At 53.8% G+C, this 26964-nt stretch carries 21 protein-coding genes and 5 rRNA genes; 22 read left to right on the top strand and 4 right to left on the bottom strand.

The genetic code is table 11. The features are described from left to right. Positions 1-26: 26 nt before the first annotated feature. From abc-f to BED41_RS16865, 13 genes are all read left to right on the top strand, one after another. Positions 27-1997: a ribosomal protection-like ABC-F family protein gene (abc-f, locus tag BED41_RS15800; RefSeq protein WP_066748564.1), complete on the top strand. Its 1971-nt coding sequence runs from the start codon at positions 27-29 to the stop codon at positions 1995-1997. A gap of 26 nt (positions 1998-2023) precedes the next feature. After that, positions 2024-2476 carry a NanQ anomerase/TabA/YiaL family protein gene (locus BED41_RS15795; protein ID WP_066748561.1) on the top strand — a complete coding sequence of 151 codons (453 nt, stop codon included), beginning with the start codon at positions 2024-2026 and terminating at the stop codon, positions 2474-2476. A gap of 40 nt (positions 2477-2516) precedes the next feature. Continuing rightward, positions 2517-3389 (top strand): LysR substrate-binding domain-containing protein, encoded by an 873-nt coding sequence (locus BED41_RS15790; protein WP_066748558.1) that lies wholly within the window; start codon positions 2517-2519, stop codon positions 3387-3389. A gap of 137 nt (positions 3390-3526) precedes the next feature. Continuing rightward, positions 3527-4525 carry a hypothetical protein gene (locus tag BED41_RS15785; RefSeq protein WP_066748555.1) on the top strand — a complete coding sequence of 333 codons (999 nt, stop codon included), beginning with the start codon at positions 3527-3529 and terminating at the stop codon, positions 4523-4525. A 28-nt stretch (positions 4526-4553) separates the two neighbouring features. Beyond that, entirely contained in the window at positions 4554-5435 is an 882-nt protein-coding gene (locus tag BED41_RS15780; protein WP_066748547.1) for a DMT family transporter, read from the top strand. Between the two features lie 240 nt (positions 5436-5675). Next, entirely contained in the window at positions 5676-6539 is an 864-nt protein-coding gene (locus BED41_RS15775) for a lytic transglycosylase domain-containing protein (protein WP_084002529.1), read from the top strand. 489 nt (positions 6540-7028) lie between these two features. Continuing rightward, positions 7029-8544: ribosomal RNA gene (locus BED41_RS15765) — 16S ribosomal RNA — on the top strand. Positions 8545-8862: 318 nt separating this feature from the next. Beyond that, a 23S ribosomal RNA gene (locus tag BED41_RS15760) occupies positions 8863-11836 on the top strand. Between the two features lie 271 nt (positions 11837-12107). Beyond that, a 5S ribosomal RNA gene (gene rrf / locus BED41_RS15755) occupies positions 12108-12223 on the top strand. Between the two features lie 66 nt (positions 12224-12289). Then, a 5S ribosomal RNA gene (gene rrf, locus BED41_RS17035) occupies positions 12290-12407 on the top strand. A gap of 117 nt (positions 12408-12524) precedes the next feature. After that, positions 12525-12654 (top strand): 5S ribosomal RNA (gene rrf, locus BED41_RS17030). The 16S, 23S and 5S rRNA genes sit together here, the layout of an rRNA operon. A 32-nt stretch (positions 12655-12686) precedes the next feature. Further along, entirely contained in the window at positions 12687-12890 is a 204-nt protein-coding gene (locus BED41_RS15750) for a hypothetical protein (RefSeq protein WP_066748537.1), read from the top strand. A 319-nt stretch (positions 12891-13209) separates the two neighbouring features. After that, positions 13210-13341 (top strand): hypothetical protein, encoded by a 132-nt coding sequence (locus BED41_RS16865; RefSeq protein WP_268217932.1) that lies wholly within the window; start codon positions 13210-13212, stop codon positions 13339-13341. Positions 13342-13347: 6 nt separating this feature from the next. Here the strand turns inward: BED41_RS16865 and BED41_RS15745 are convergent, their stop codons facing one another. Then, positions 13348-15489, bottom strand: a complete 2142-nt coding sequence (locus BED41_RS15745; protein ID WP_066748534.1) for a sensor domain-containing diguanylate cyclase — start codon at positions 15487-15489, stop codon at positions 13348-13350. A 255-nt stretch (positions 15490-15744) separates the two neighbouring features. Between BED41_RS15745 and BED41_RS15740 the strand changes: the two genes are divergently transcribed. Continuing rightward, positions 15745-16488, top strand: a complete 744-nt coding sequence (locus BED41_RS15740; RefSeq protein WP_066748531.1) for an AzlC family ABC transporter permease — start codon at positions 15745-15747, stop codon at positions 16486-16488. Further along, complete coding sequence (locus BED41_RS15735) at positions 16488-16793, top strand: AzlD domain-containing protein (protein WP_066748529.1); 306 nt, start codon at positions 16488-16490, stop codon at positions 16791-16793. Before BED41_RS15740 ends, BED41_RS15735 begins: the two co-directional genes overlap by 1 nt. Positions 16794-16870: 77 nt before the next feature. Here the strand turns inward: BED41_RS15735 and BED41_RS15730 are convergent, their stop codons facing one another. Next, positions 16871-17896, bottom strand: coding sequence for a threonine aldolase family protein (locus BED41_RS15730; RefSeq protein WP_066748526.1), 1026 nt, complete (start codon positions 17894-17896; stop codon positions 16871-16873). 164 nt (positions 17897-18060) lie between these two features. Beyond that, the gene (locus BED41_RS15725; RefSeq protein ID WP_066748523.1) at positions 18061-18792 is read right to left on the bottom strand and encodes a GntR family transcriptional regulator; all 732 of its coding nucleotides are present in this window, start codon (positions 18790-18792) and stop codon (positions 18061-18063) included. A 189-nt stretch (positions 18793-18981) separates the two neighbouring features. Here BED41_RS15725 and BED41_RS15720 point away from each other — a divergent pair, with 189 nt between their 5' ends. From BED41_RS15720 to BED41_RS15690, 7 genes are all read left to right on the top strand, one after another. Continuing rightward, positions 18982-19917 (top strand): 4Fe-4S dicluster-binding protein, encoded by a 936-nt coding sequence (locus BED41_RS15720; RefSeq protein ID WP_066748520.1) that lies wholly within the window; start codon positions 18982-18984, stop codon positions 19915-19917. Positions 19918-20001: 84 nt separating this feature from the next. Further along, complete coding sequence (locus BED41_RS15715; RefSeq protein ID WP_066748517.1) at positions 20002-21420, top strand: sodium:solute symporter family protein; 1419 nt, start codon at positions 20002-20004, stop codon at positions 21418-21420. A gap of 15 nt (positions 21421-21435) precedes the next feature. Further along, a complete protein-coding gene (locus BED41_RS15710) occupies positions 21436-21678 on the top strand; it encodes a hypothetical protein (RefSeq protein ID WP_066748511.1) in 243 nt (80 codons plus the stop codon). A gap of 15 nt (positions 21679-21693) precedes the next feature. After that, complete coding sequence (locus tag BED41_RS15705) at positions 21694-22248, top strand: hypothetical protein (protein WP_066748507.1); 555 nt, start codon at positions 21694-21696, stop codon at positions 22246-22248. A gap of 41 nt (positions 22249-22289) precedes the next feature. Continuing rightward, on the top strand, positions 22290-23828 hold the full coding sequence (locus BED41_RS15700; RefSeq protein WP_066748504.1) for an HAL/PAL/TAL family ammonia-lyase: 1539 nt from the start codon (positions 22290-22292) through the stop codon (positions 23826-23828). A gap of 6 nt (positions 23829-23834) precedes the next feature. After that, the gene (locus BED41_RS15695) at positions 23835-24614 is read left to right on the top strand and encodes an SDR family oxidoreductase (protein WP_066748501.1); all 780 of its coding nucleotides are present in this window, start codon (positions 23835-23837) and stop codon (positions 24612-24614) included. Positions 24615-25407: 793 nt separating this feature from the next. After that, positions 25408-25944, top strand: coding sequence for a sigma-70 family RNA polymerase sigma factor (locus tag BED41_RS15690; protein ID WP_066748498.1), 537 nt, complete (start codon positions 25408-25410; stop codon positions 25942-25944). Between the two features lie 166 nt (positions 25945-26110). Here the strand turns inward: BED41_RS15690 and BED41_RS15685 are convergent, their stop codons facing one another. Beyond that, positions 26111-26950: an IS3 family transposase gene (locus BED41_RS15685; RefSeq protein WP_229712420.1), complete on the bottom strand. Its 840-nt coding sequence runs from the start codon at positions 26948-26950 to the stop codon at positions 26111-26113. Positions 26951-26964: the final 14 nt, after the last annotated feature.

Genomic DNA, 26964 nt, shown 5'->3' with positions numbered 1-26964 from the left:
TTTAAAATGGAGGAAGTCATCACAAGATGATTGAGATAAAAGACTTAAAGGTAAATTTCGGCGAACAGGAGGTCCTGCGCGGCATCGACTGGTTCATCACGCCCAAAAGCCGCATCGGTCTCGTCGGCGACAACGGCGCGGGCAAGACGACGCTGCTGCGCGTGCTGGCGGGGGGCGCCGACCATGATGGCACCATTACGATGCCCAAGGGGCACTCTGTCGGCTATCTGCCGCAGGACCTTGTGGAGATCAAAGAGCTGCCCCTCATAGAATATCTCAAGGAACGCGCCGGACTGACTGAGCTTTCACGCGAGCTTGTCGCCTGTGAACAGCGGATGTCGCTGCTCGGCGAAAACGACCCGGCGGTGAAGGGGCTGCTCTCCGAGCATGAGCGGCTGCAGCGGCTGTTCGAATCCAAGGGCGGCTTTGGCTTCGAGGTCGAGGCCAAGCAGGTGCTCAAGGGTCTGGGCTTCGCTCCGGAGCGTGACGCCGAAAGGCTCACCTCCGAATTCTCCGGCGGCTGGAAGATGCGCATCGCGCTCGCCGCGCTGCTCCTCTCGCACTCGGACATCATGCTGCTTGACGAGCCGACGAACCATCTTGACACCGAGAGCATGGAATGGCTTGAATCGTGGCTGCGCGACTACCGCGGCACAATCATCGCTGTCTCGCACGACCGCCGCTTCCTTGATAACATGGTCACCTCGGTGGCGGAGCTCGCGAACGGCCGGATAAACCTCTACTCCTGCGGCTACGAAAAATTCCTCACGGAGCGCGAGGAGCGCCGCGCGCGCCTCGAAGCCGAGTGGGAGCAGCAGCGGGAGAAGATCGACGAGATACAGCGCTTTGTCGAACGTTTCCGCTACAAGGCGACAAAGGCGCGCCAGGTCCAGAGCCGTATCAAGCAGCTGGAAAAAATGGAGATAACGGAGCTGGAGGGCCCCTCAAAGAGCGTGAACTTCCAATTTCCGGAGAGCCCGCGCAGCGGCCGCGAGGTGATAAGGGCCTCGGGGCTTGCGAAGAGCTATGGAGACCATACCGTATTCCGGGATGTGGATCTCGTGATCGAGCGCGGGGAGCGCGTCGCGCTCGTCGGCGTCAACGGCGCGGGCAAATCGACGCTGATGCGCCTGCTGAACCAGAGCGAGGAGCCCACAGCCGGTACGGCGGAGCTTGGCTTAAACGTCAAAAAAGCCTACTTCTCGCAGGAGAGCGCCCAGAACCTCGACTACAGCCGCACGATCTGGCAGGAGGTCAACAACACCGGTTCAAAGCTGCTCGAAGGGGCGAAGCGCAACCTGCTCGGAGCCTTCCTCTTCTCGGGCGATGAAATATACAAGCCGGTCTCCGTCCTATCGGGCGGTGAAAAATCGCGTCTGGGGCTGCTTAAAATGCTGCTCTCCGAGTCCAACCTGCTGATCCTTGACGAGCCGACGAACCATCTCGACTACGGGACGAAGGAGCTCTTCCAAAAGGCGCTGCTCCAATATGGCGGCACCATCCTGATCGTCTCCCACGACCGCGCCTTCCTCGACGACCTCGTGAGCCGCGTAGTAGAAATACGCGACGGGAAGCTCTACGACTACCCAGGCAACTATTCGTGGTTCATTGAGAAAAGAGCCGGACGCGATGCGCCGGCTCCCGCGGCGAAGGCCGACCCCGCGGAAAAACTTGCCGCCGAACTGCGCGCGAGCGCCGCGGAGAGCCGCCAGGAGGCGAGGACGAAGGAACAGCGGCGTGCCGAGGCCGAAGAACGCAACCGCCTCTACCGCGCGAAAAAAGATTTTGTTGAACGGCTCGCGGCCTGCGAAAAAGAGATCGCGGATGTTGAGGCGCGCAAAGAGGAGATCAACGGCCTGCTCTGTTCGCCGGAGGTGCTTGCGGACTCCCAGCGTATCCAGAGCCTGATGATCGAACTCAAAGAAAAGGAAGAGACACTAAAAGAGCTCTACGAAGAATGGGAAGAGCTCAGCATAAAGATAGAAGAGATAAAATAGATTATACGAAAGGTGGAAGACTACAGATGATATATGATTCAGTGGAGCGCTTCATCACCGAACTGCCGGAATACATGCCGCGCGTGAGCCAGCTGACAGAATTTCTCTCGGCAGCGCGTGAAAAAAGCTTTGAAGAGCTAAAAGAGATGGACTTCGCGCCCCTTGACCTGCGCTTCGGGGAATATGAGACGAAGCCGCAGGAGGAGATACCCTTCGAGGCCCATAAAAGATACTGGGACCTCCAGCTTGTCCTCGAAGGGGAGGAGCTGCTTGGCTACGCGCCGCTTGCGGAGCTGACGGAGACCGTTGCCTACGCGGAAAAAGACGACATCGCCTTTTACCGCGGCGAGGGACAGAACGTGAAACTCTCGCGTGAAATGGCGGTGCTGCTGGCGCCGTGGGACGGGCACCGTCCGGGGGCGAATGTTGGGGATACGCCCTGTAAAATAAAAAAGATCGTCGTTAAACTGCCCTGGTAGGGGCGAAAGCGCCGGCTGCGGGGTGTGTGGGGGACAAGAGATGGACCTGAAAAAATGCAAAATACTGCTGGACGCGATAGACTACAGGAACCTCTCGAAGGTGGCCAAAGACTACGGCTACACTCCGTCGGGCATCTGGCACATGATCGCCGCGATTGAGAACGAACTTGGCTTCCCGCTCTTCATCAGCAGCACGAGCGGCGTCATTCCCACCGACAACTGCCTGCGGCTCGCGCCCGCGCTCCGCGAGCTGCTCAAATGCAACGAGCGGCTCGCGCATACGATGGCGGAAATTCGCGGCGTTAAAAGCGGCAGCCTCACGATCGGTACATATCCGAGCGTCTCGATACAATGGCTTCCGCACGTTATAAAGGCCTTTCAGGCCGACTATCCCGGCGTTGCGATCCAGATACGCGAGGGCATCAGGCAGGAGCTCCAGGGCTGGCTTGACGACAGCAGCGTTGAAATGTGCTTCTATACCTGGCGTCCGAAGATGAAATGCGCCTGGATACCGCTTCGCGACGACCCCGTCGTCGCCGTGCTGCCCCTCGACCATCCGTTGGCCTCCTCCCCCTCCTATCCGCTCGCGCGCTGCCGCGACGAAAAATTTATCATGCCGGCGCTGGGCCGGGACGAGGATATCGCCGCCATCCTTGAAGAGGCGGGAATATCCCCTAAAATAGCCTTCTCCACCATAGAAAACTATGCCGCGATATCGATGATAGAATGCGGTCTCGGCATGAGCATCATGAACGAACTGATAACCAAAGGCAGGCTCAACAAAGTGGCGATCCTGCCGCTCGACCCTCCCTGCCGCATAAATTTCGGCATCGCGCTGCCCTCGCTCTCGAAGGCCTCTCCCGCCGCGCGTGAATTCATCGAATACGCGAAACGTATGATCCCTGAGATGTAGCGGCCGCTATCATCTCTACGCATCGCGGACGGCTGTGAATTTTTCTCACAGCCGCTTTTAATTATTGTCGCTTTATCAAAGAGGGAATAGATAATATCATTAATAGCGGTAAATCAAACGACGGAGGTCACCGCAATATGATTGACAACATGATGCTTATCACCCTCTTTGACTCCCTCTATCCCTGCTGGACGGAGGAGATGCTCGCCCGGGAGGGCGTGGACCTCTCCGCGCTGGAAAAGCTCGTAAAAGAGGGGTTGATCCGGCAGGAGGCGGGCGTCTATTCGCTCAGCGAGGCCGGCGTCGCCGAATTCAAACGCCTTGCACTGGAAAACTTCATCGAAGAAAAACCTGGAGAGGCTCCGCGGGACCGTGCGCGCTCCGCGAGGGCGGGAAACTTTCTCAAACGTCTTAACGCTGCCCACCTGCAGCGCTGGGGCATAAAACAATACTACGCCTCGCCCGCGCTGGAGATATTTCCGCGGACCGCCGACGAAGAACTCTTCCACGTGGCGGGCAGTGAACTGACCTGGCCCTACATGGAGGGAAAAGAGGAGCGGGAGATGGAAGAAAAATTCCCCCTCTCCGGGCTTCGTGGACGAAAAGAGCGTATGGCCGCCGCTGTTGAGAGGTCGGCCCAATGGCTTGAGGAAAAACGGGCGCTGGTTGACACCTTCACTCCCGATATCCTCTACGTCTGTCGCTACGACTACCTGCAATACGAGAATTTTAAGGGACATCCAAACGATCCGCTGCGGCTCATCAACACCGACCGCTTCCTCTTCAGCTTCGACAGCGGCGACGAGGCGGAGGAGCTGCGCGAGATCGGCAGATTCAGACGGTGGGTGACATTCCAGCGCCTCGTTATGATGCCCGATTTCTTTGATATAGATACCCAGGAACAGGACAGCATCTGCCAGTTACTGCTCGTATCAGAGAGCGAACAGCAGGCCGCCGCACGGTGCGAGAGGCTTGCGAGGTTTGGCACGGCGCTCACGGCGGGTGCCGAGCCCTTTGAGATATGGACCCTCTCGGAAGAGGCGCTCGCCGCCGTCAAAGATAAACGTGAAATCATCTGGGAGCTGCTGCCGGATATCGCCCACCCTGTACGCCGCATGTCGGCGGGCGCCGGCTGACGCTAAACGGGCTTTGCGTGACAGAGCCATGAAGATATCGAAAAATACCCTAAAGGGAACACTATGCGTCATCGCGGCGGGAATGTGCTGGGGCACGACGGGAACGATACAGGCATTCACGCCGAATGGGGCCTCCTCGCTCTCCATCGGCGCGGCGCGCGTCGCTTTCGCGGGCGTCGTGCTTCTTATATATATGCTGATAAAAAAGAGGGGCGAACTCTTCCGCGGCGGCTGGAGCGTGAGGGGCGTGCTGCTCGCCGCCGCTGGGCTTGCCGCTTATCAGCTCACATTTTTCTCCGCCGTGCGTCTCACCGGCGTCGCCGTCGGTACGATGGTGGCGATCGGCAGCGCCCCGCCGCTCGCGGGCATCTTCGGGCGGATACTATTTAAAGAACAGCTGCCGTGGCGTTGGTACGCCGCTACCATACTGGCGGTGACCGGCTGCGTCATGCTCGTGCTGGGCGGCAACACCGGCGCCCTCTCCGTCTCCGTCCTCGGCGTCTTTCTTGCCTTCAGCGCCGCGTTCTCCTACGCGCTCGAGGGAGTGGGGCTGCGCCTCATAAAGCGTGACCCCTATGACGTTATTGCGGTCGTCAGCGCCGTAAGCGGCCTCATGGCGCTGCCGTGGCTGCTTGCTGGTGACATCTCCTGGATGCTTGAGCCGCGCGGCGCCCTATGCATGGCGCTGCTGACCTTCCTCAGCACCATCATCCCGTACACATTATTTACTATTGGAATACAAAATATTGAGCTTGGGACGGCCTACACACTGTCGCTCTCCGAGCCGCTCACCGCCTGGCTCCTCTCTACAGTGCTGCTTGGCGAACGTCTCTCATGGATAGCGTCGCTTGGCGTAGGTATACTTTTCTGCGGAATTTTGCTGCTTGCCTGCAATAAAAATAAAGGCTGACGGTCGTTGATCTTTAATGAAATTGTCGTTTAATACCTATAATCAACCTATTATTTAAAGTTATGCGTTGATGTAACATTTGAAAGCACGGTATTTATTATTTTGAGCTTGACTTATTGACTCTTGCCGTTATCATATTTCATGCGTTAAGAGTGCCCGCGGACAGCACTATTCAGAAAATTTAAACCGTAAATTTTTTGATATTACTTTCCGCGTTTCCAAACTCGCAAGGAGGTCAATATGCGAAAAATAATGAAAAAGCGGCATTTTCATCTGTCGCAGATCGCAGTGATGCTCCTGCTCTTCATTTCGGTAATAATGCACCCGAAGGCCGGAATGAGCAGTACGGAATCATCACCGAAAACACATAGCACCCTCTCGGACGGCACAGTAATTACAACAGTTAGTGAAACCGCTCTAACAGAGAATGTCGTGATGACGGAGAACAAGACGGCCGTCGTCTATACCGAACAGACCGAGACTGGCGAAAGCCCGAAAGAGACTCCGCAGGAAAAATCCCCAGCGCCGTTTGACAAATCCATCTATGCCGCGCTGAAACACCAGGGGCTGACCGAGCAGCACATAGGGGTCTGGCAGGAAGAGCATCCGCTCAGCACACTCAACAAGCTGGGTACGCTCGCTCCCGCTAAACAGAAGAAAGTTGCGAACGTAGCGGCCTTTATAAGAAAGGTAAATCCCAAAATTTCCGCAAAAACAGCCTGGAGAGAGGCCTGCGCGCTGGTATTTTACAGCGTCAAATACAACGTGTCCTCGGATCTCGTCGTCAGTATCGCAAAGGCGGAGAGCCGCTTTAACCCTTCGGCGCAGAGCAAAGCGGGAGCGCTGGGGGTAATGCAGGTCATGTGGAAGGTGCATAACGGAATGCTGCGCGCGAAGGGCATCGCTCCGACCCGCGACCACATGTTCGATCCCGAGCGCGGCGTAGAGGCGGGGGTTCTTATCCTGTCGCGCTACATGAGTGCCTACGGGACAGTGCAGAAAGCCCTCAACCGTTACTACGGCGGCATCGCGCACAACTACCTCAAAAAGGTAAACAACAACATGGCGATGCTTCAGCGCCATTCGGACAAGACCGGCTACTAGCCGCGAAAAATATTTTCGCTCTAACGCAGCGGGGAAGGCTTGCCTTCCCCGCATTCTTGTTTTTAAGGGGCTTCATTAGCGTCATTAGCGCTGGAAACTTTCGCATCACTGCGTGCGCGTGTGGAAGATACTTGCAAATTCATAAAAAATATAAAGCAGCGATGTCGGTAATGTCAGTGATAAGATTAAAATAGCCAAAGACACGAGGTCTGGTGTCCTTATAAAAAAGCAGTTCAAAAGGGTTGACGATTCGACGAAAAAATAATATACTTACTTTTGTTGCGCCCAAATCCGGCATCACGCCGGAAACGGCCCGCAGCGAGCACCATGACAAAAAGAATAAAGAGAAAGCAAAAGAAACATACACCGAATCTGAGTTCAGAGCCGCGCAAGCGGGTATGGAGGAAGATAAGGATGTGTGGTCCCAAGAGTAAAAAGTCCGAGCCGGGAGACCGGAACGGACGGTCAGCGAAAGAGTAGGCTGGGAATCAAACGGAGAGTTTGATCCTGGCTCAGGACGAACGCTGGCGGCGTGCCTAACACATGCAAGTCGAACGAAATTACGAAGAAAGCTTGCTTTAATCGTAATTTAGTGGCGGACGGGTGAGTAACGCGTGAGGACTTGTCGGATACAGGGGGACAACAGATGGAAACGTCTGCTAATACCCCATAAGCCTTCGGGTAAAAGGAGCAATCCGGTATTTGAGAGACTCGCGTTCTATCAGCTAGTAGGTGGGGTAACGGCCCACCTAGGCCAAGACGGATAGCCGGACTGAGAGGTCGACCGGCCACACTGGAACTGAGAGACGGTCCAGACTCCTACGGGAGGCAGCAGTGGGGAATATTGGGCAATGGGGGCAACCCTGACCCAGCGACGCCGCGTGGGTGAAGAAATCCTTCGGGATGTAAAGCCCTGTTGTGTGGGAAGATAATGACGGTACCACACGAGGAAGCCCCGGCAAACTACGTGCCAGCAGCCGCGGTAATACGTAGGGGGCAAGCGTTGTTCGGAATTACTGGGCGTAAAGCGCACGCAGGCTGGCCGTTAAGTCTGTCGTCAAAGGCGGAGGCTCAACCTCCGTTCTACGATAGATACTGTCGGTCTAGAGTATGTGAGAGGGAAGTGGAATTCCCGGTGTAGCGGTGAAATGCGTAGATATCGGGAGGAACACCAGTGGCGAAGGCGGCTTCCTGGCACACAACTGACGCTCATGTGCGAAAGCCAGGGCAGCGAACGGGATTAGATACCCCGGTAGTCCTGGCCGTAAACGATGGATACTGGGTGTGGGTGAAGCAGTTCATCCGTGCCGTAGTTAACGCGTTAAGTATCCCGCCTGGGGACTACGGTCGCAAGACTGAAACTCAAAGGAATTGACGGGGGCCCGCACAAGCGGTGGAGCACGTGGTTTAATTCGATGCAAACCGAAGAACCTTACCTGGGTTTGACATACAAGTGGTACTGAGATGAAAGTTGAGGGACTGTAGCTTGCTACAGAGCTTGAACAGGTGCTGCATGGCTGTCGTCAGCTCGTGTCGTGAGATGTTGGGTTAAGTCCCGCAACGAGCGCAACCCCTATGTCCAGTTGCTAACAAGTGAAGTTGAGCACTCTGGAGAGACTGCCGCCGACAAGGCGGAGGAAGGTGGGGATGACGTCAAGTCATCATGGCCTTTATGCCCAGGGCGACACACGTGCTACAATGGCCGGCACAGAAGGCAGCTTGCTAGTGATAGTTGGCGAATCCTTAAAAGCCGGTCCCAGTTCGGATTGTAGTCTGCAACCCGACTACATGAAGCCGGAATCGCTAGTAATCGCAGATCAGCCAAGCTGCGGTGAATACGTTCCCGGGCCTTGTACACACCGCCCGTCACACCACCCGAGTTGGGGGCACCCGAAGCCGCAGGCTTAACCCGTAAGGGAAAGAAGCGTCTAAGGTGCGCCGAGTAAGGGGGGTGAAGTCGTAACAAGGTAGCCGTACCGGAAGGTGCGGCTGGATCACCTCCTTTCTAAGGAGCAGCCGCGTAAAGCGGCAGCTAAACAAATGAGCTAAATCTTTTAGTGAGACAAAATACTGTTGTGGACCTTTTGCTTTCTCATTCTTTTTGTGGTGCACGAACCATGACAAAAAGCCCTTCAAAACCGCAGGTTTTGAAGCCGGAAACTCCCAAACGTAAAATCCGCCGGTTAGATGCGTCAGCTGCGAAGCGACAGCGTCTCGGCTGGAGCGGAATCGTATATCGATACGTTGGAGCGAAAGGCGAGGCGCCGTCGCGAAGTAGATGGCGCATATAACCGGCGGCAACGGGTGAATAAAGGATTTATGAGGTTAAGGTACAACATAGCACGAGGGGAATGCCTTGGCGCTGAATGCCGAAGAAAGACGTAGCAAGCTGCGAAAAGCCGCGGTAAGGAGCAAGCATCCATTGACCCGCGGATCTCTGAATGGGGCAACCTTCACAGGGCAACCTGTGAGCCCGTAAAACGGGCGGCAACCCGGAGAAGTGAAACATCTCAGTACCCGGAGGAAAAGAAATCGTAAGAGATACCCCAAGTAGTGGTGAGCGAAAGGGGCGAAGCCTAAACCAACTGCATGCCAAGCCTGCAGGCGTTGTGCAGCTGGGGTCGAGGGATCTGTCGCGGAGTCCTGCAGAACTCCAAAAGAGTTACAAAACTTTTTTATAACCGAATCGAGTTGGAAAATCGAGCCAAAGACGGTGAAAGCCCAGTAAGTGAAATAAAAAAGCCTCTTAGACAGACACCCAAGTAATGCGGAGCACGTGAAATTCCGTACGAATCCGGGCCGACCACGGTCCAAGGCTAAACACATTCAGCGACCGATAGTGAAACAGTACCGAGAGGGAAAGGTGAAAAGCACCCCTGACGGGGAGTGAAACAGACCTGAAACCTCGTGCTAACAAGCAGAGGGAGCTTCTTAGGAAGTGACCTCGTGCCTCTTGGAAAATGAGCCGTCGAGTTATAGTACGTGGCAAAGTTAAAAACTACAAGGTTTGAAGCTGCAGCGAAAGCGAGTCTGAACAGGGCGCAAGTCACATGCTATAGACCCGAAGCCATACGATCTATCCATGTCCAGATTGAAGACCGGGTAACACCGGTTGGAGGATCGAACCACAGCCTGTTGAAAAAGGCCTGGATGAGGTGTGGATAGGAGTGAAAAGCTAATCGAGTATGGTGATAGCTGGTTCTCCCCGAAATGCATTGAGGTGCAGCCTCAATCGGTAAGACTGCAGGGGGTAAAGCACTGAATAGGTGAGGGGGCAGCACTGCCTACCGAGCTTAATCAAACTCAGAATACCTGCAGATCTGGATTGGGAGTGAGACTGCGAGTGCGAAGATCCGTAGTCGAAAGGGAAACAGCCCAGCCCGACAGCTAAGGTCCCAAAGCCCATGCTAAGTGTTACAAGGATGTGGGGATGCCCAGACAGCCAGGAGGTTGGCTCAGAAGCAGCCATCCTTGAAAGAGTGCGTAACAGCTCACTGGTCGAGCGTCCCTGCGCCAAAAATGTGGGGGGCTAAGCATGGCGCCGAAGCTTCGGATTCAGTGGAAATATCCATTGACTGGTAGGGGAGCGTTCTATACAGGACGAAGCATGATTGTAAGATCATGTGGACAATATAGAAGTGAGAATGACGGCATGAGTAGCGAAAAGTGTGCGAAAAACACACTCACCGAAAACCCAAGGATTCCTGGGGAAGGTTCATCCACCCAGGGTTAGGCGGGACCTAAGGCGAGGCCGAAAGGCGTAGTCGATGGACAGCAGGTAGACAATCCTGCCCTTTGGCAGTTCGTTTGACAGATGGAGTGACGCAGAAAGCTATGCACGCCGGGTGATGGAAATCCCGGTACAAAGTAGTAGGCTTGAGAAAGAGGCAAATCCCTTTCTCTCCAAGGCCGAGAACTGACGTGGAAGAATCCAATTCGAGAAGGTGCAAATGCTCGGCTGCCGAGAAAAACTTCTATGGAGAACTGTCGAACCCGTACTCAAAACCGACACAGGTGGGTTGGCTTAGAAGGCTAAGGTGAACGGGATAACCATTGTTAAGGAACTCTGCAAGTTGACTCCGTAACTTCGGGAGAAGGAGTGGCTGGAGATGTGAATATTTTACATAGTAAGCATCTTTGGTTCGCAGAAACCAGGCTCAGGCGACTGTTTAACTAAAACACAGGACTCTGCTGAAGGCGCAAGCCGAAGTATAGGGTCTGACACCTGCCCGGTGCTGGAAGGTTAAAGGGAGAGGTCAGCCGCAAGGCGAAGCTTTGAACTGAAGCCCCAGTAAACGGCGGCCGTAACTATAACGGTCCTAAGGTAGCGAAATTCCTTGTCGGGTAAGTTCCGACCTGCACGAAAGGTGTAACGATCTGAGCGCTGTCTCGACAGTGGGCCCGGTGAAATTGTGGTACTGGTAAAGACGCCAGTTACCCGCAGTAGGACGGAAAGACCCCGTGGAGCTTTACTGTAACTTGATATTGGATTTCGGTATAGTATGTATAGGATAGGTGGGAGGCAGTGAAATAAGGTCGCCAGACTTTATGGAGCCGTCGTTGGAATACCACCCTTATTGTGCTGGGATTCTAACCGCAGGCACTGAATCGTGATGCGGGACATTGTCAGGCGGGCAGTTTGACTGGGGCGGTCGCCTCCCAAAGAGTAACGGAGGCGCGCGAAGGTCACCTCAAGATGAATGGAAAACATCTACAGAGCGTAAGGGTATAAGGTGGCTTAACTGTGAGATTGACAGATCGATCAGAAACGAAAGTTGGTCCTAGTGATCCGGTGGTCCTGAGTGGAAAGGCCATCGCTCATCGGATAAAAGCTACCCCGGGGATAACAGGCTGATGCCGCCCGAGAGTTCCTATCGACGGCGGCGTTTGGCACCTCGATGTCGGCTCATCGCATCCTGGGGCTGAAGCAGGTCCCAAGGGTTGGTCTGTTCGCCCATTAAAGCGGTACGTGAGCTGGGTTCAGAACGTCGTGAGACAGTTCGGTCCCTATCCACTGTGGGCGCAAGGTATTTGAGAGGAACTGTCCCTAGTACGAGAGGACCGGGATGGACGTACCGCTAGTGAACCAGTTATTCCGCCAGGAGTAAAAGCTGGGTAGCCATGTACGGATCGGATAACCGCTGAAGGCATCTAAGCGGGAAGCCGGCCTCAAGATGAGATACCTCATTCGTCAAAGAAGTAAGGTGTCCGGCAGACGACCGGTTTGATAGGTTGGAGGTGTAAGAGGGTAACGCCCTTTGAGCTGACCAATACTAATACACCGAGGCCTTAACCTCATAAATCCTTTATCCGCCTGAGAGGGCTGATATAAAAGTTTCCGGTGATAATAGATAAGTGAGAAAGAAAATCTTTGATTTTCGTCTTCGAACTTAGTTTGTTAGCTGGGAAAAATGACAAAGCAGGTAAACGTGAAAACGTTTATTCATAAAGTTTCTAGTGGTAATAGATAAGTGAGAAAGAAAATCTATGATTTTCGTCTTCGAACTTAGTCAGTTAGCTGGGAAAATGACAAAGCAGGTAAACGTGAAAACGTTTATTCATAAAGTTTCCGGTGATAATAGAGAGAGGGTCCCACCCAGTTCCATGCCGAACCTGGCAGTTAAGCCTCTCATCGCCGATGGTACTACGGAGGGTATCCGTGGGAGAGTAGGTCGTTGCCGGAATTAATTTAAGCAAGAGAGGGAAGTCAATTGAGACTTCCCTCTCTTGTTTTGTTTTGTGAGGAGCCGTTATGTGGTACGAGACGAGATGTGTTCGTCCGGTCCCATGCCGAACCCGGCAGTTAAGCGCTCCATTGCCGATGGTACTGCGGAGGGTATCCGTGGGATGGCCAGGGAGCCAAAAGGCCGGTTCTGCCTTTTGTGCGAGGTCGGCTAGTTTGTTTGTCAGAGTAGGTCGCCGCTAGAATTAATTTGAAGAACGGCCCTGAGGAAATCCTTGGGGTCGTTTTTTGTGTTATTTATTCTGTGCGTAACAAGGGAGTGGGTCCACCCCGTCCCATGCCGAACCCGGCAGTTAAGCGCTCCATTGCCGGTGGTACTACCGTTTGCCGCATTCCTCTTTACCTGTCGCTGGACAGGTCGAGGGGCGCAGCGGAGCGGTTGTTCTCTGCTGCGGCCGGTGTTTGTGTTTGGAAAGATGTGCTCGGGCTCGGTAAGTTATTTAAAAACTACCCCCGAAAAACCCGAGGGCAGCTTTTTGGAGTGGTGTAAAAAGCCCTGCGATATGGGATGCGGAATGGCATTTAAAATAAAAGAGGCACCTTTCTCATCTCCGATGGCCGTCAGGGATGTGGAAAAAATACCTCTTTTTATCTTTAATAAAAGCTAACATTTTTATTAAATCTATCTTAAAAATAAATGTTTAAACATCTATTTCCTTGATGCTGGATATAGTACCCTTATATTAAGCTGATGTCAAGCATTTATTTTATGCTTATTTTTCATATAAATATGCTTAATATGGCATATTTATTTTTATATGATTTATATTCAATCGTGTTTTTAATTTATTTATTAACAATAAAAGAATTAATGTGTAATAGTCTATGCACGTTATAAAGGGCATAAACAACGGCGTCCATAAAAGAGTGGCGGATTCCCTCTTTAGTGGACGCTTTTTGATAGTAAAGGTTTGCGGCTAAGTCCTTATGGCGGCAGGCTATAGGATAGGGGAAAGTGGCGCGCACCGGTATATCGAAAAGCGGGCGATGGAAAGCCGTCGTTCCAGGCGGGAGACCGTCGGCGAAGTCATCGCGAATGAGACGCTCTTCAGCGAATAGTCGGCGTCAGCTCTGGGAGTATATGTATTTTTTCTCGAATTCGTCGGCGGGCATCGGGCGGTCGAAGAAAAAACCCTGAACCGCGTCGCACTTAAATTTTTTCAGTATTTCAAGCTGTTCCTCCGTCTCGACTCCTTCGGCGACCACCGGATAGCCGAGCTTTGAGCAGAGCCCCACCATCGTTTCACATACGGTGTCGGCGGTCTTCTCGCCGCCGCCAAGCTGCGAGATCATGCTCCTATCAAACTTTACCTCCCTGAATTTGAGGGCGCCGAGTAGTGAAACGCAGGAGTATTCCGAGCAGAAATCGTCGAGTGAGAGGCTGAAGCCGCGTGCGGTCAGTATCTTTCCGATCGAAATGAAGGTATCTTTCTCAATGTATCCCGCCGATTCCGTTATCTCTATGAGGATATATTCATGCGGTATGCCGTACCTGTCGACGATCTCCTCGATGCTGTCCGCGATGCGGCTTTCGAGCAGGGTGGTGCGCGAGAAGTTCACCGATACCGGAACGAGAGTCCTTTTTTCGGCGATCCACTTCGCTATGAGTTTGCAGACCTCTTCCAGCACAAAGAAATCAATGTGGCGGATCAGCCCCTCTTTTTCAAGGGTGGGGATGAATTTTACCGGCGGAATCACGCCATAGTCCGGGCTGTTGTAGCGTATGAGAGCCTCCGCACCGTAAAGGCCGCTCTCCGCGACGGTGATTTTGGGCTGGACGTAGACGAGGAAACGCCCCTTGGCGATCTCGGCGTTCAGGTTATCAAGTATTTTTTTGCTGTTGTATTTGGATTTTCCCTCTATTGAGTTGTAATAGAGCTTTTTCTTCTCAATCATGTGCAGCTTGGCCTGATGGAGCATCTCGCTGAGCTGGACCTCTTTTTCGGACCAGGTGTAACCGACCGCGATGCCGCATGAGGTCTTTTCGCAGATTTCTTTCTCCGCAGCCTCGACCCTTGCGACGAAGTCGGAGAAGGGGATGTCCTCACAGATAATGATGAATTCGTCGCCCTCGAAGCGGAAGAGCATATCCCCGGAAAAGTGTCTGTCCAGATAGGTGGCCGCCACTTTTACGGTGCTGTCGCCGGCCTCGGTGCCGAAGTCACGATTCTGCTGGTCTAGGGCGTTAAGATTGCCCACCGCGACTCCGACGCGGCGCAGCCGTTCCTCCGATATAGTCATCTTATAGGTGTTATAACCGTTGCGGTTCGACAGTCCAGTAAGCGTGTCGTGATAGATCCCGTATTCCCGCTGGCAGCGCAGCCGATACTGGCCTATCTGGTTGGCGATAAGCAGAGTCAGCGTCTTGAGCATGAAGAAGTTTTTAAGGTTCAGTTTGGGATTATCCACGCCGACATAGCTCTTGACCTCGTCTCCCTCCATGTAGGGAACGACGTAAATGGTCTTGACGCCGCGGCTTTTCTGCCGCGCGTACTCCGCTGGATCGCTCTCTTTCAGCGCTTCGATGTCTTTAATTATCATGTTGGTACCCTCTGCGAAGCACCGCTGACGGAAGTTGGAGAGGTTTATGCTGCTCACGGAATTGATCTCGGAGGCGACCCCCGCGCGGCACCACTCATAGGTGTGGCGCATATCCAGCGACGGGCGCTCAAGCTCCAGCACATAGGCGCGGTCAGCGGAATAGAAATCGGCGATCGCCCGCAGGATGTCGGTGACGGATTTTTCCACGCCGTGGATATTTCCCTGGTCCGCAAGGGCGCTGACGCAGCCCAACAGTGTATTTTCCGTATGTATTTTGGTGGTGATGAGCCGTTCCATCTGCTCCTTTGTCTCGGCCTCTGTGATAGTCTGCAGTCGGAGCGTACGGCCGTTTACCTTTATAAGGCGGTCACGCAGGACGACATGTTTGCCTATGATGTTGTTGAACTGTTCCCAGACATAATATCTGTTTTCCGAGAGCAGCTCCGGCATACAAAAGGAACATGGCGTGCCGCAGCCGTGCAGCACCTCATGGCAGAGGAGCTCTCTGATATCGGCGTCCGGCGCGATGCCGAACATGCGGCGGCCGACGTTGTTCATATATATCAGATGATGGTTTTCGGTATCGCTGATGTAGACGCCATCGGTGTAATCGTCCAGCAGCCAGAAGGAACCATCTTTAAAAAGGTTAGCCGTACTGTTATTCATTACAAGAATGTCCTCCACCGCGCTATATTAAATCCTCAACGACGCGGGTCAAATATCTTCCAGGTATGTGAATTATACACTACATGCTGCAATTAAAAAAATAGTCCAAGGGGTAAACATCGAATTTATCTCTGTCGGGGGCCAAGCGGCCCGCTGGCGGGTGCGCACCAAGGCAACGGCGGTTGTTATTTAAGGAACCGGCGTGTACAATTATATAATTGTTTCGTAAAAATAAATATTTCAGAGGTGTTGCGGATGGAAAGAGTTCAGGAGACCGCCGGACGTCGGAACGTTACGGGCGGTTTTTCCGCCGGCGCGAAAAAGTCTCTGCCGGTCATCATCGGCATGGTACCGAGCGCGATGGCCTTTGGCATCCTTGCGAAGACCGCCGGACTCAGCATCTGGGAAAGCCTCTTTATGTCGGCGGTCGTTTTTGCGGGAGCCAGCCAGTTTGCCGCGCTCAATATGCTGATGATCGGTGTATCAATGGCCGATATACTCATCACCACTGCGCTTCTCAACGCGCGCCACATCATGATGGGCTCCTCCATCTCCCAGCGTATGGAGAGGGGGATAAACCCATTTGAAAAATTCGCCCTCTTTTTCTTTCTCACCGACGAGAGCTTCAGTATCGCCTCCCTGCAGGAGGCGGAGATCGTCGCGCCCGGTTTTCTCTGGGGCGTGCAGCTGCCGATATTCTTGACCTGGAACGTCCTCACCCTCTGCGGCTATATCGGAACCGCCTTTTTGCCGCGCGATTTGCAGTCGAGCATGGGCATCGCGATCTACGCGCTCTTTCTGGCGATAATCATTCCCGCGGCCCGCAAAAGCCGCGCGGCGCTTATCGTTACGCTCTCCGCGATGACGCTCTCGGCGCTCCTTAAATGGCTGCCCCTCTTTGCGCAGCTTAACCGTGGTTTGGCGATAATAATCTCCGCCGGTGCCGCCGCCGTCATCGGCGCGCTGCTCTTTCCCACCGGGAAGGAGGCGCGCGGATAATGTCGAAGATCGTCTTTCTCTCAATATTGATGATGTGCGTCACCGCGCCCTCGCGCATACTGCCGCCCTTTTTTCTCACGGGACGGCGGCTGCCGCCCTTCGTCTCCTCGGTGCTCAGCTATATCCCCTTCGCCGTCATCGGTTCGCTCGTCTTCCCCGACATCCTCTGGGCGACGGGCGATTTCAAAAGCTCCGCCGCCGCTACGGTCGTCGCATTTCTCACCGGCTGGTTCAGCGGCAACATCCTCGTGGTGCTGCCCGCCTCGATCGCCGCGGCCTTTATCGTGACGCAGCTCGGATTTTAAGGATTTAAGATAAAACGGCCGCGGCGGCGCCGGTTTGACCGAGCGCCGCCGCGGCTTCTTATGCTGTGATCTCGCCCTTACAGAGCCGCTACCAGTTCGTCTAGATGCTCCTCTTTCGTAGCCCAGCTGGTGCAGAAGCGCACCGCCGTGTGCGCCGCGTCCGTCGGCTGCCAGAGGGCGAAAGAATAGCGTTCCCCGAGCTTTTCGATGAGGCCGTTGGGCAGGATAGGAAACTGCTGGTTCGTCCGCGAGTCGACGAGGAAAGAATAGCCCTTTGCCGCGCAGGCCGCGCGGAGCTTCATCGCCAGCCGTACGGCATGCTCCGATATCCTGAAGTAGAGGCCGTCTTCGAAGAGCGTCTCAAACTGTATCCCCAGAAGCCGCCCCTTCGCGAGCATTCCGCCGCGCTGTTTCATTATGTAGCGGAAGTCCCTTTTCAGCGTATCGCTGGTGATGACGACCGCCTCGCCGAAGAGCGCGCCGACCTTCGTGCCGCCGATATAAAAGACGTCGCAGAGGGCGGCGATATCGGCGAGCGTATAGTCGCAGAGCTCGCAGGCCAGACCGTAGCCGAGGCGCGCGCCGTCCATAAAGAGCGGCAGCCCGCACTTGCGGCAGACCTTGGCGATCTCCTCAAGCTCCGCCAGCGTGTAGACCGTTCCGATCTCGCTGGGGTTTGAGATATAGACCATCGCCGGTTGGGCGAGGTGTTCATGGGTCGGGTCCTTCCAGTGGCTCTCATAGACGACTCGTATCTCGTCTGCGGTGACCTTGCCCTCCTCGCCGGCCACGGTGATGACCTTGTGTCCCGTCGCCTCGACCGCTCCCGTCTCGTGGACGTTGATATGGCCGCTCTCGGCGGCGATCACGCCCTGGTGGGGGCGCAGCGCGGCGGCGATGACCGCGAGGTTAGCCTGTGTGCCGCCGACGAGGAAATGTACGTCGGCGTCGGGCATGCGGCAGAGCTCCCTTATGTAACCGCGGGCCGCCTCGCAGTGCGGGTCCTCGCCGTAACCCGCCGTCTGTTCCATGTTTGTGGCGGCGAGCCGCTCCAATATAAGGGGGTGGGCCCCCTCGCCGTAGTCGCATTCAAAACGGATCATATGTTTTACTCCCTTGGTCAAAGCGCCCTTTGGGTGCTGATTTTTATGGCTGCTCGCACTATTATAACGGATTTTAACGCCGCGCGGCAGCCCCATGTGATCCTTGGGCAGGGACAGACATCTGAATTAACCGGCGTTGGCCGGAGGGGTGGAAGCGGATGGTGTTAGTTATTTGTCTCCCGTTCCTGCTCGCAATAGGCACGGCGCCGCTCAAAATACTGCTTCACTGTTCCGGGTTTGACGGAGAGCAGGGTCTCCCAATATTCTTCCCTTCCCTGAACTTTCCAGTGTACGTCACGCATATAACGGCCAAACTCGGTGGGTGTGCCGTTTTTCAGTATCTCGACCAAATGGCGGTGCTCCTGCCAGAACATTTTTTCCCATTTTAGCAATGGCAGCGTGGCGTGCTGTGGAAAATCATAAATCCGCTCGCGCATCTTTATAAGCTGTTCGACAAGGCTGTGGTTTGGAGACTGTTCGAGGATGGCCATGTGAAATTCCATATTCAGATTTGGGGCGAGAGGCTCGTTATCGTGGAAGCATTTTTCCGCCCTTGCAATCAACTCGATAAGCTTGGGTATGCTTCTTTCTCGTGCGTTGTAAAAGGCGAGCTCACAAGCCATACCTTCAAGCGCGGCTCCCACCTCCTGAGCGTCCATACCCTCATCTATGGAAAGCTCGCGAATAACGACACCCTTACAAGGGATGATCCTTACAAACCCCTCCGATTCAAGCTGAATCATACAGTCGCGGTATGGAGTGCGGCTGATATTGAGTTCTTCAAATATCTCCTTCTGGTTGATAGGGTCTCCGGGGCGCAGCTCTCCAGAGTTTATTTTTAATTTTATATAATCATAAAGCTTTTTTCGCAATGATTCATTATGGAAAAATGACATTATTATTCTCCCTCTTGAAACTTGACAAAATCTTTTCATAAGTATAACATACCCGCAGTTACATGTTACATGCTGCATGTAAGACATAAAATCAATAAAACAACACGTAATTTTGTTCCTTATAGTTATTCTAAAATATTTTGTTTTGCTCTGCTGATACTCTAATAAAAATAGAAGGCGGTGTAACAAATGTACGATAAGGCTGCAAAATTGTTCGAAGTGCCAGATATTGCCCTGCCGTTTATGGATATGTTCCTACGAACGGAAGAGCTCCATTTGCTTGAGATGATGGAGCCACGAAATTATTCTCCCGACGAACTTCTCACTTTGTTAAGAAATTTCACCGAAGACCCGGATAACTTCATCAAAGAGGCTTATTCACGCGGCGTTTTCAATAAAGCTGAGGATGAAGGGAAAGTATTTTTCCGTCCAGCCAATTTCTACACGAGGTTGGCATTTTTTACGCAGTACGAACCTGAGGTTTGGGCGAAGATACCCGCGCCCGAACGCAAGAAAATCGACGAATGGTATGTGGCACAGTATATGGAAAAGGCGAAGCCCCGCCTCGAAACCGCGCTGAAAGGGGAGGGGCTTATTGAAAACGCCTTCTTCTTTACCCTTGATGAGACACTTGCTCTGATAGATTCCATTAAATGCGAACCCTACATGGTCCCATGCAATTGCAAAAGCGTGGCGCTAAACTGTGAAAAGCCACGTAATGTCTGCGTCCTCTTTAAGAGAGGGCTCAATTCCGAATGGGACCGCGGGCACGGAAGGCCGCTGACAAAAGAAGAGGCAAAAGAGATCATCCGCCTAGCCGATAAAAGCGGCCTCATGCATACCTCTGAAGAAAATGCTGCGATATGCAACTGCTGCGGGGATTGCTGCTATCCGATCCGCGCTTCGAAGAGGATCGGCACACAGGGTATTTGGCCAAAACAAAGATACCGCATAATATGGGACGAGAAAAAATGTGTCGGATGCGGTAAGTGCGCAAAAGTCTGCAACTTCGGCGCTTTCAAAAATGAAGGGCGCAAAATCACGTTTGATGAAAAGGATTGTTGGGGCTGTACCATCTGTTCAAGTAACTGTCCGGTTGGCGCTATCACAATAGTAAAAATATAGAAGAGACGGCATTTTTCGCTTAGTCAGGAATTTTCTTGAGATAAAAGCGCCCACAGGACGCTCAAAAGAAGGGGTGTTGGATTCATGTTAACCGGTATTGATAATATCATTATAGTAATTGCTGCAATTGCAGTGCTCTCAGTAGGCTATTATTTCTCCAAATCAGTCTCCGACATGGAGAGCTATTATCTCGCGAACAGAAGTCTTCCATGGTCGCTCGTAGTTGGTTCGCTTATTGCCTCATGGTACGGTGGCAACGGTGTCGTTGGTGCCATCGGCTATGCTTCGGTCTTTGGGCTGGCCTCCTGGTTTGTCTGGTCTATCGGAGCACACGTGGTGCGCCTGCCGCTTGCAATGTGGGTAGGGCCGCGTGTCCATATGCGTTCCGATGTGACTGTTCCAGATGCCATTGCCAACTCTTATGGCAGAGTAGCGGCTATCGTTGCCTCGATATTCCTCTTCATGTACTGTTCAAAGCTGGGAGAAATAACGGCGACAGGTTTTATCGGCGAGGCGGCCTGGGGCGTCAATAAAATGTATGTTTGCATATTTGTAGTCGTATTTACTATCATTCTCACCTGTCTCGGTGGCCTGATGGGGGTCGCTGTGACTGATATGATCTTCTTTTTCTTCATGATAGTGAGCGTCTGCATGGTCTTTCCGCAGATATATGACAGCGTTGGCGGCATGGCCGGGATACGCGCGGCGACGGCGTCGACACCAGGGTTCACTCACCCTGTGGGAGGCATGCGTTTCTCGAAGGCGCTGATGCTGGTGCTGCTCTGTGTCAATGTATATGCCGACCCCTGCTTCTACCAGCGTTTCTCGGCCAGTAATTCGGCAAAGACCGCGCGTCGGGCGATGCTTGCCAACTTTTGTATCTGTATTATATTCGATGCCGTTACAATCATAGCGGGAATGGCTGTACGCGTGAAATTTCCCGGAATGCAGCCGGAAGGCGCGTATGTTCATATGGTACTTTCGGAGCTTCCCGTCGGAATGCGCTCCCTCTTTGTCATCGGCCTCTTCGGGGCGATAATTTCCACGATCGACAGCTATTACCTCGTTGGCGGAGCGACGCTCGCGAAGGATATTTACGCCAGGATCTTCGCAAAGGAGGAGCTCAGCGATAAAAAACTTGTGAACTTAAGCCGCGTCGGCGCCTGCCTGCTGGGATTTATGGGGATTTCGCTCTTCTTCCGCTTCCGGCTCGCATACGACGCTGTCGTCTTTCTAACCAGCCTTTGGATGTCGACCGGCTTCGTTCCTTTGCTGATGGTGCTGATGTATAACGGGAAAAAGACGCAGGCGGCGGGGCTGCTTTCGATGGCGGCTGGATGCCTTGCCTTCGCGTATCTCTCGTTCAATCCAATAATGATATCGGAGAGTTTTGGCAAACTTGAACCAATATTGGTGTCGCTTCCGCTCTCATTCATCTTCTGGGTAATAGGCAGCAAAATTGGCAAAGATACAGAAATCAATAAAAAAGCAATAAAATGTTGATAGGAGGTACATATCATGGCGAATAACGAAGTAAAAAATGAAATAAACGATGAACTCAGGATATCATGGTTTGGCATGGACGGAATGCTCTGTCTTCTGTACATTATTGAAGTGGTGACCATTGGCTGGTCGATAGTCCATAACGTGGATTTTGTGCTTGGCAGGTTGGTACCTTACGGCACGATATTACTTGCATCGCTGGTATTTCTGAAGTATATATATCAGGTATTCTCATTTTCGCGTGGTATGCACAAGTAGGATCGGGCTGGGACGATGGCGGTCATTACCTCTTTTCCTATAAAGCTGAGCACGGAAGAGGCGAAGCGCGAGGCGCGCAAAAGCAACGGCCTCCTTGCGCGCCTTATAAATGGCGGGGGCTGTAAAGAGCAAGAAATCACTATGAGGACGATCTACATCGAAAACAGGCTCATTACCTTTGAGATAACTACAAAGCCTCCGTTTTTCGAGAAACTCTTTAAGAAAGAGGCAAAACCGCGTAAGAGTAGAATAATGATGATAGCTAACGGCTCGACTTGCGGTGTCTCTTACTATGACGGCAGAGGCGTCGAGACCACGGTGGCGGAGGTGTCGGAAGAGGCTTTGCAGCATTCTGATTTTTCGGACGAAGAATTGGTAACGCGCGGCAACGCCCTCGCACGCAGAATACTGCGCCGGCGAGTCGGGGGAAATTTCTCTCTTGAGCCCACGGAGATAAAAAGCGTCTACCGCCCCTATCACGTGGCCTTCTTTGGAAAACCGGAAGAGGGTAAAAAAATCTACTATGTCCCTGTGCCAGCAGATGGATGTACGGTAAAAAGAACATTTTGAGCCAACTAAAACAAAAAACATCTTACGGAGGCGTTTAGTCGATGAATAAGGAAGCATACGATATCAAAGAGGTCGTTCTCGATAAAGAAATAAGGCTTGAAGATCTCATCGCTGTGGCAAGATTCGGCGCGAAGATCTCCTTCAGTGAAAATTACCGGGAGCGTGTCGACAGATGCCGCGCTCTTGTGGACCGTTTCGTCCGTGAGAAGCGGCGCATGTATGGCATCACGACGGGGCTGGGGGAGAACGTGAAGCGGGCGATCCCCGAAGATTCGGCGATCCGCTATCAGAAAAATACGATGCTGACCCACTGTACCTCCGTCGGTGAACCGATGGAGGAGGAGACCGTGCGCGCGATGCTCTTCATGATGCTCGCCAACGTGGGCAGCGGCGTCTCCGGCGCGCGGTTCGAGGCATTGGAGCTGATCGCGGAGCTGCTCAACAGGAGAGTCACCCCGTGGGTGCCGCTGCACGGCTCCGTCGGTTACCTTGACGCGGAGGCGCACGCGGCGCTCGTCTTTACCGGCGAGGGGCGGGCCTACTACCGCGGCGAGCTGCTCGACGGCGGCGAGGCGCTGCGGCGTGCCGGGATAACCCCCTTCACGCCGAGCTACAAAGAGGGACTCTGCTTTGTCAACGGTGGTACTTCAGCTACCGCCATGGGGGCCATCGCGGCCTATGACGCGAGAAACCTCGTGGCGTGCGCCGACGTCATCGCCTCGTGCACGCTTGAGGCCTTGTCCGCGAACCTCAAAGCCTTCGACGAACGGGTGATGGCGGTGAAGCCCCACAAGGAGCAGGCCGCCACGGCGGAGCATGTGAGAAAAATATTGGCGGACAGCGCCTTTTTGAAAGAGGCCGGCGGTAAAAACCTCCAGGACGCGCTCTCACTGCGCTGCGTGCCTCAGGCGCACGGAGCGGCGAGAAAGACCGTAGACGACGCCGTCGCAGCGATTGAGATTGAGATTAACTCCTGCGACGACAACCCCATCATCCATCCGAGCGGCGAGGCGCTGAGCGCCTGTAACTGTGATGCCGGTTTCGTAGGCATCGAAAGCGACTCCATCTGCATCGCGATGGGCTACCTTGCGAAAATCTCCGAACGGCGCACCGACCGCATGGTCAACGAGCATGTGAGCGGCCTGCCGCCGTTCCTCGTGGCAAACCCCGGAGAGAACAGCGGCTATATGATCGTACAATATTCCTCCGCGGGGCTGCTGGGTGAGATCCGCCTGCTTTCACATCCGGCCTCCGTAGACTCCGTCCCCACCTGCGCCTTCCAGGAGGACTACGTGAGCATGGGATACAACGCCGCGATGAAGGCCTGCAAAGTCGTGAGGCTCGCGGAATACGTCCTCGGCAATGAGCTGCTCACCGCCGTACAGGCCGCCGACCTGCGCGCGCAAAAGGAGCTGCCGCTCTCCGAGGCGACCGCCGCCGTCGGCGCGGCGGTACGCGAGAGGGCGCCCTTCATGGAAAACGATCACTATATATCGCCCGATATGGAGTGGGCGCGCGAACTGGTGCACTCCGGCAGGGTACGTGAGATCGCTGAGAGCCGCATCGGAAAGATGTATTAAGAAAAAATGGAGCCGGCTTTTAAGGGCAAACGGGTACTTGTGACGGCGGGCGCCGATGGTATCGGCAGAGTGATCGCCGAGAGTTTTTACCGGGGCTGGGCCTCCGTCCATATCTGCGCCCGCACCGCGGAGAAGCTTGAACGGTGTGCCGAAGAACTGCCGGGGCTCACATATACGCGGGCGGACGTCTCCCGCTTTGAAGATGTTAAGCGGCTCTTCGCGGATATAGAAGAGCGGCTTGGTGGCCTTGACTTCCTCATAAACAACGCGGGCATCGCGGGGCCGACGGCGCGCGTTGACGAAGTCGAGCCGGAAGAGTGGCGGCGCACGATGTGTACAAATATCGACAGCCAGTTCTTCTGCGCGAAACTCGCCGCGCCCATGATGATAAAGGCGGGAGGCGGCGGAATCGTCAACATGGGCTCCACCGCTAGCCTCTTCGCCTATCCGCACCGCTCGCCCTACGCGGCCTCCAAATGGGCCGTCATCGGCTTCACCAAGACACTCGCCCTCGAACTCGGAGAATTCGGCATCAGGGCCAACGCCGTCTGCCCCGGCTGTGTCGAGGGTGAGCGGATAGAGGGCGTCATCAGGCGCGAGGCGGCGGCGCTGGGGATTTCGCCGGAGGCGGTACGCTCCGGGTACACCTCCCAGACCGCGCTGCGGACCTTCGTGGGGGCGCAGGACATCGCGGATATGTGCCTCTACCTCTGCTCGCCTTCGGGAGCGAAAATATCGGGACAGGTGATGACCATAGACGGCTTTACCGAGAACTGCCACATCTAGGAAATCGGCGTTTATACGCACGACTAACTTCATAACCGAGGGTTTGGCAATGCTGCGGCAGGCGTACCCGCATGCTGCGGCAATATGGATAATTTGAGAATGTCCCCGCCATAGGGCGGGGACATTGCCTTGCAATCACCGCACATTAGTGCGCCTCCGCTTGCCAAACCCTCGGTTATTTCGTTATTCGCACGTCTGATGAACAAACTAAGCGAATCACACAAAACGCAAAAACTTGCGTTTTGGTTCTCTGCTTATAAACGCCGATTTCCTTCGGGTAGGGAAAAAGATAAACGGTCTAGCTTTTGTCTTTGTAGCCTCCCTCTCTGAGGCGGCCAGGGAGCCGAAATCTTTGATTTCGTGCGATTCGGCTGGTAGTTACATCAGAGGTGTCGGCCGCCTGTTTTTGGCGGCTGACGGAAGGAGTGTTGCTCTGTATGGCGCGGAAACCGCGCCATACAGAGCCCGCGGCAAAAGCCGCGGCAGAACCTAAGGTCAACTCTCCCTCAGGCTCGGCGAAAAACATCGCCGAGCCAGCTCTGATGTAACTACCAGCCGAATCGCACAAATCAGAAGAACTCTGATTTGGCTCCCTGGCCGCCTCACAGAGGGCGCCGAAAATCTTTGATAAACCGCAATTTACCGATTTCCCCTCCTCCTTATCACACAACCAAGCAACCAGCACCCCCCAACCCCCCGGCCTCTGCGCGGCGTTGTCGCCTTCCTCGTCTCCTCCCACTGTTAAAGTTGTCACACCTTGACTTTACAAAACCCAATAAGGAGGACTGCGACAATGCAGAAAGAGAACCAGAACGTTCACTTGTCTCCCCTACCCGTACCACGACCGGAGCCCGTTTCCGTTCCTGATACTGTCCGTGCCTACAAGCCGCTTGTAAAGGCCGTCGCGAAACGCTACCAGGGACGCGGCGCGGAATACGACGACCTCGTGCAGGAGGGCTGCCTCGCGCTGCTCATCCTCGTCCCCAAATGCCCCGACCCCCAGTGGCTCGCGCTTTTCCTCAAAAACCATCTGCCCGGATACATACGGGACGCCGCGGCGCGCCTCCGCCGCGCGCACGCCGTCGGCAAAGAGCTGCCGCTCGAAGAGCTGGAAGAGATACTTGGCGCGGAAGAACAAAACTACCGTGAAATCGAACTGCGCGAGACGCTCATGCGCGCCCTTTCCCCCGATGAGTTCGACATCACGCTGGCGCTCCTCGAGGGCTGCAGCCAGCGGGAGATCGCGCGCACCCTGGGCGTCAGCCAGCAGGCCGTCGCGGCGCGCCTCAAAACGATCCGTAAAAAGATAAAAAAGGCCATGAACGAATAAAATTGCCTGGATTAAGTAAATTATGCTATACTGCACTAAGTAAAACTACCTACCAATAAGGTAAAAATAATAATGAAGTGCACTAGTCAACAAAACCTGGACTGCACTAGTCAACAAAACCTGGACAGTTGACTTGCTTAACTCTGTATAGTAGGGGGGTATCTCGTTACGTCCTACTCCTAAAACTGCCGTTTCCGCTATACGCCTCCTTATACTGTTTCGGCGTCATGTATCCCAAAGCATAGGCCGGACGCTCTTCATTGAAGAATTTTATGTATTCCTCTATCTCCCGCTCTATGTTTTCTTTGCCTGTTACATGAAAGTCTGTAAACAGCTCCGCTTTCAGCCAGCCGTTTATCGCTTCCATCGCCGCATTGTCCGTAGGAGTTCCGCTTCTGGACATGGAGTGGGCTATATGGTTCAGTTCCAAGATGTCGTTGTATTTCTTGGAGGCGTATACCGCGCCCTGGTCTGTGTGCAGTATCGTCTGCCATTCCGTTTTTTTATCTTTATTCATTATCAGTCCTTCCAGCCCGTCTATGTATGTCATTCTGTCTCCGCGCCTTGAAGACAACGCATGGCTTACTATTTCGTTGTTCCATAGGTCCATATACAGTGTCAGCTCATAGTACGTACCTTTGAAGCAGAATGCCGTCATATCGCTCGCTATGTACTGCATCGGTGAGTATACCGGCAGGCCTGCAAGAAGCAGGTTGGGGAATAATCTGTACGGATTGCCTGGTTTTTTATAACGGTAGTGTTTTGCCTTGCTCTTTATACCGGCAGCCCTGCAACATTTATAGGCGTACGGATCTGAATGGACTATTCCGGTGTCAAGGCGTATCTTCGCGTTAAGCCATCTGTATCCGTGCGACGGATATCTTTTATGATATTCCATAAAGAGCATTACGCTTCTAGCAAAATCCCTCGCTCTTTTGGACGGTTCAAACAGGCTGCGTTTCCAGTTATAGAAGCTGCTTCTGGGAATCCCCGTCACACGGCACAGGATGACTACAGGAA

This window comes from Cloacibacillus porcorum (genome assembly GCF_001701045.1).
In the GTDB taxonomy this organism is placed as follows: Bacteria; Synergistota; Synergistia; order Synergistales; family Synergistaceae; genus Cloacibacillus; species Cloacibacillus porcorum.
The sequence above is the reverse complement of the archived record's forward strand: the minus strand, read 5'-3'. Positions and strand labels throughout refer to the sequence as shown.